Below are 4,828 nucleotides of genomic sequence, written 5' to 3'. Positions count from 1 at the left end.
TGCCGTCGGAGAATTCGATCTCGTAGCAGGGACGGCCGGTCATGACCGGCGTCGCGGCGACGACGCGTGTCGGCGCGCCGTGGGCGTCGAGCAACAGATCGCCCACCGCGACCTCGCCCATCGTGGTCCACCCGGTGGGGGTGGGCAGGGGAGTGTCCAGCGCGAGCGCCTTACCGACACCGGGGCGCGCGGCGACGATGATCATCTGCCCGGCGTGCAGGCCATTGGTGAGTTCGTCGAGTTCGGCGAATCCGGTGGGGACACCGAGGGAGATGCCGCCGCGGCTGGCGATGGAGTCGATCTCGTCCATCGTCGGCTGCAGCAGTTCCTCGAGGGGAACGAAGTCCTCGGTGGTGCGTCGCTCGGCGACGTCGAAGATCTCGGCCTGGGCGCGGTCGACGACCTCGGCGACGTCCTGTCCTTCGGCGCCGGCGTAGCCGTACTGGACGATGCGGGTGCCCGCCTCGACGAGGCGGCGCAGCACTGCCTTCTCGGCGACGATCTCGGCGTAGTAGCCGGCGTTGGCGGCCGTGGGCACCGTCTGGGTCAGTGTCACCAGGTAGGCGGCGCCGCCGATGCGCTTGAGTTCGCCGCGGCGGTCGAGTTCGGCGGACACGGTCACCGGGTCGGCCGGTTCACCGCGGCTGTAGAGGTCGAGGATCGAGTCGTAGACGACCTGGTGGGCGGGCCGGTAGAAGTCGCCGGGCCGCAGCACCTCGAGGACGTCTGCGATGGCGTCCTTGCTGAGCAACATGCCGCCGAGCACCGACTGCTCCGCGACCATGTCCTGGGGAGGCTGCCGACCGAAGTCGCCGCCCGGTTCTTCCGGGGGTTCGTTGTAGTCGGAATGGCCTCGATCGTCCACAACAGCCACGCGATGCCATCCTTCCCCATCCGCGTTCCACGTTCGGTAGGGCGTGGTCGACGCGTATGTCCGTACACACGTTCTACTCGCCCCCACCGACATTCAGCGTGCAGGCTCGCTCGACGTTAGGGACTCCGACGCGCCGATCCAAATCGGGTTGTGCACATATCTGTGGATGAAATGTGGAAAGGGGAGGACACGCTTGTGCACCTCCTGTGGAAAAACTGGGGACAACACATCTCACACTTGGGATACGACCAGGTCATCGGCCCAAAATCGCTTTTCACAACTGTGTACAACGACGATTTCGGCGTGTCGCACACCGGGCGTGTTCGCTGCTTCGTTCCCGAAACGATATGCCGTAGGTCACATCGGAGCATGTCTATCCACAGGGTTGTGGATAGACGACGAAGAGCCCCACGCACTTGGTGCGTGGGGCTCTTCGGGAGCCGGAATCAGGCGCCGACGACGTTCAGGGTGAACTTCGCGGTGACGTCCGGGTGCAGCTTCACGACGACGGCGTGCTTGCCGGTCGCCTTGATGTGAGCCTTGGGCAGCTCGATGATGCGCTTGTCGACGACCGGGCCACCGGCAGCCTTGATGGCACCGGCAACGTCGGCGGCGGTGACCGAGCCGAACAGCTTGCCCGAGTCGCCGGCGGTCTTGACGCTCAGCGAGACGCTCTCGAGACCCTCGATGGTCTCCTTGAGCTCCTTGGCGTGATCCAGGCCGCGCACGGCGCGCGCTTCCTGGGCACGGCGGATGCCCTCGACCTGCTTCTGGGCACCACGGGTGGCGACGATCGCCAGGCCGCGGGGCAGCAGGTAGTTGCGGCCGTAGCCGTCCTTGACCTCGACGGTGTCGCCAGGCGCACCGAGGTTGTCCACGTCAGCAGTCAGAATGAGCTTCATCGGTTCCTCCCTTTCCTCAGCGAGCCGTCGAAACGTAAGGAAGCAGGGCGACCTCACGAGAGTTCTTCACAGCAACAGCGATGTCGCGCTGGTGCTGCACGCAGTTGCCGGTGACGCGGCGAGCGCGGATCTTGCCGCGGTCGCTGACGTACTTACGCAGCAGCGTCGTGTCCTTGTAGTCGATCTGCACGTTCTTTTCCTTGCAGAAGGTGCAGACCTTCTTCTTCAAAACCTTGTCGCGCGCAGGCGCCTTAGGCATGGTCTTTCTCCGTATTTCTGGATGTTCCGATCGAGGTCGGATCAGAACGGGGGCTCGTCGTCCCCGGGACCACCGAACGAGCCGGCCTGCGGAGCGCTGCCCCACGGGTCGTCGCCACCGGTGCTCGCGCCGGCGCTTGCGCGCCCGCCGCCCGATCCTGCGGAGGAACCACCGAAGCCACCGCCGCCACCACGGCCGGCCTTGGTGACCTTGGCCGTCGCGTAGCGGAGCGAGGGGCCGATCTCGTCGACCTCGAGCTCCACGACAGTGCGCTTCTCGCCTTCACGCGTCTCGTAGCTGCGCTGCTTGAGCCGGCCCTGCACGATCACGCGCGAGCCACGGGTCAAGCTCTCGGCCACGTTCTCCGCTGCCTCACGCCAGATGTTGCAGCGCAGGAACAGAGCCTCGCCGTCCTTCCATTCGTTGGACTGACGGTCGAATACGCGGGGCGTGGACGCGACGGTGAAGTTCGCGACCGCGGCACCCGCCGGGGTGAAACGCAGTTCGGGATCGGCGGTCAGATTGCCGACCACGGTGATGACGGTGTCGCCTGCCATGTGGTTCCTCCTGCTGTGTGTGGAGTCCTGATGCGCCCGAGCCTACGGTCAGGCGCCGACAGGATCACTTGTCGTTGCGCAGAACCTTGGTGCGGAGCACCGACTCGTTCAGGCCGAGCTGGCGATCCAGCTCCGCAACGGCAGCAGGCGTCGCGCTGATGTCGATCACCGCGTAGATGCCTTCGCTGTTCTTGGCGATCTCGTATGCGAGACGACGCTTACCCCACACGTCGACCTTGTCGACCTTGCCGCCTTCCTGGCGGATCACGTTGAGGAACGTCTCCAGCGAGGGAGCGACAGTGCGCTCATCCAGGCTGGGGTCCAGGATGATCATCAATTCGTAATGACGCATAAGACCTCATCACCTCCCATGGACTGTGAACGGTCACGGACGATCCGTGACAGGAGGGTCGTTGCGTCAGCAACCCAAGAAGGGTACATGACCACGCCTTGACCAGCGAAATTCACCTAGGGTGAGGAACATGCGCACGAGCACCCGGATCCCCGCGCTCGTCGCCGTCCTGCTGTGCGCGGTCACGCTCGTCCTCGGCTACCTCAACAAGGCACGTTGCGCCGGACCGCGTTTCGACGAGCTCGGCCGCACTCTGCGTTTCGAATCGGTCAAGGATGCCGACGTCTGCTACTCCGACATCCAGCAACTGTGGATCGGACGGGACATCAACCTGCATCGCTTCCCGTTCCTCGACGGCGCCATCACCGCCACCGGCCACCTCGTCGGCGGCACCGTCGAATATCCCGTGCTCAGCGGTGTGCTGATGTGGCTCGGGGCCGTCCCCGCCCACACCGATGCGGAATTCCTGTTCTGGTCGGCGCTGCTGCTGGCACCGTTCGGTCTGCTCACCGCGTGGATGCTGGGCCGGCTCGCCGGCTGGGCCGCGCTGCTCTGGTCGGCGACGCCCCCGCTCGTGCTGTACGCGTTCCACAACTGGGACCTGCCCGTCGTCGCGACGACGGTGGGCGCGATCGCGATCGTCGCCACCCGACGCTGGTCGCTGCGTACCCGCGGGGTGCTCGCCGCGGTGCTGCTCGGCATCGGCTGCTGCCTGAAGCTCTATCCCGGGATCTTCCTGCTGACACTCGTCGCCTATGTCCTGACCCGCGGTGACCGCACGGATCGGGACCCGGCCGACCGCGCCGGAGCGGCTGCTCGCTTCGACGTGCGCGGCGCCGTAGCGGTGGCAGCCGCGGGTGCCGCGACCGTCGTCGCCGTCAACCTGCCGTTCGCGTTGCTCGGCTACCCGGGCTGGCGCGCGTCCTTCGAGTTCCAGAGCAACCGCGCGGCCGATTCGACGAGCAACTCGATCTGGTTCTGGGGACTGCGCCCGCTGCTGGGCGGCTACGAGGGCACCGAGGTCACCCCCGCCTACAACGGTCTCGTCTCCGTCCTGTCGCCGTTGCTGATCTGCGTGTCCTTCGCGGTGGCCCTGGCGATCGGCTGGCGTCGCTACCGGCGCGAGGGCACGTACCCGTGGATCGCGATCGGTGCGGCGATGCTGTGCGGGTTCCTGCTGCTGCACAAGGTGCATTCCCCGCAGTACACGCTGTGGTTGCTGCCCCTGCTGGTGCTCGTGCGCGTCCGGTGGTCGCTCGTCGCCGCGTACCTGGTCGCCGACGTCGCGATCGGCGTCGGCGTCTTCCTCTGGTTCGCCGCCACCGCCGGTCAGCGCGACATGACCACGGCGATGCTGCTCACCCAGGTGGGCGTGTGGGGACGCGCGATCCTGCTGGTCGTACTCTTCGTCGTGTTCGCGCGCGCACCCCTGCGGATGCGTGCCCCCGCCCCGGCTCCCGAAAGGACCAGGCCGATGACGACCGCTGGACGTGCCCGATGAGCGAATCCTGGTACCGGCAACCCACTCTGGAAGGCACCCTCGTCCGCCTCGAGCCGCTCACCATGGAGCATGCGCCGGGATTGCTGGCTGCCGTCGACGACGCCGAGGCGATCTTCCGGTGGACGTCGGTGATCATCGAGGAACTCGCCGACGCCGAAGCATTCGTGCGCGCCGCGCTCGACGACTCCGATCGCCTGCCGTACGCGATCGTCGACATCCGCACGAATTCGGTCGTGGGCACCACCTCCTACTACGGGATCGACCCCGCCCACCGGAAACTCGTCATCGGCTACACGTGGCTGTCGCGCGCCGCCCAGGGCACCGGCGTCAATGCGGAATCGAAACTGCTGTTGCTCCGCCGCGCCTTCGAGGAGCTCGGCGCG

Annotated in this window: 7 protein-coding genes; 2 read left to right on the top strand and 5 right to left on the bottom strand. The window is 66.5% G+C overall.

The genetic code is table 11. The annotated features are described in order from the left end of the window. From I0Q12_RS03960 to rpsF, 5 genes are all read right to left on the bottom strand, one after another. The coding region (locus tag I0Q12_RS03960) for a DnaB-like helicase N-terminal domain-containing protein (protein WP_307846014.1) at positions 1-874 on the bottom strand (874 nt) is incomplete at its 3' end. Positions 875-1,320: 446 nt separating this feature from the next. Next, positions 1,321-1,776, bottom strand: coding sequence for a 50S ribosomal protein L9 (gene rplI, locus I0Q12_RS03955; RefSeq protein ID WP_197250690.1), 456 nt, complete (start codon positions 1,774-1,776; stop codon positions 1,321-1,323). A gap of 16 nt (positions 1,777-1,792) precedes the next feature. Then, positions 1,793-2,035, bottom strand: a complete 243-nt coding sequence (gene rpsR, locus I0Q12_RS03950) for a 30S ribosomal protein S18 (protein ID WP_197250689.1) — start codon at positions 2,033-2,035, stop codon at positions 1,793-1,795. A 41-nt stretch (positions 2,036-2,076) separates the two neighbouring features. Continuing rightward, on the bottom strand, positions 2,077-2,592 hold the full coding sequence (locus I0Q12_RS03945; RefSeq protein ID WP_197250688.1) for a single-stranded DNA-binding protein: 516 nt from the start codon (positions 2,590-2,592) through the stop codon (positions 2,077-2,079). Between the two features lie 64 nt (positions 2,593-2,656). Next, positions 2,657-2,944, bottom strand: a complete 288-nt coding sequence (gene rpsF / locus I0Q12_RS03940) for a 30S ribosomal protein S6 (protein ID WP_068161222.1) — start codon at positions 2,942-2,944, stop codon at positions 2,657-2,659. 130 nt (positions 2,945-3,074) lie between these two features. Between rpsF and I0Q12_RS03935 the strand changes: the two genes are divergently transcribed. Both I0Q12_RS03935 and I0Q12_RS03930 read left to right on the top strand, forming a co-directional pair. Then, complete coding sequence (locus tag I0Q12_RS03935; protein WP_197250687.1) at positions 3,075-4,445, top strand: glycosyltransferase 87 family protein; 1,371 nt, start codon at positions 3,075-3,077, stop codon at positions 4,443-4,445. Next, the coding region (locus I0Q12_RS03930; protein WP_231609958.1) for a GNAT family N-acetyltransferase at positions 4,442-4,828 on the top strand (387 nt) is incomplete at its 3' end. The genes I0Q12_RS03935 and I0Q12_RS03930, both read left to right, overlap by 4 nt.

The sequence above is a fragment of the Rhodococcus sp. CX genome (genome assembly GCF_015865005.1).
Lineage (GTDB): Bacteria > Actinomycetota > Actinomycetes > Mycobacteriales > Mycobacteriaceae > Rhodococcus.
This window is presented reverse-complemented; position numbering and strand designations above follow the sequence as displayed.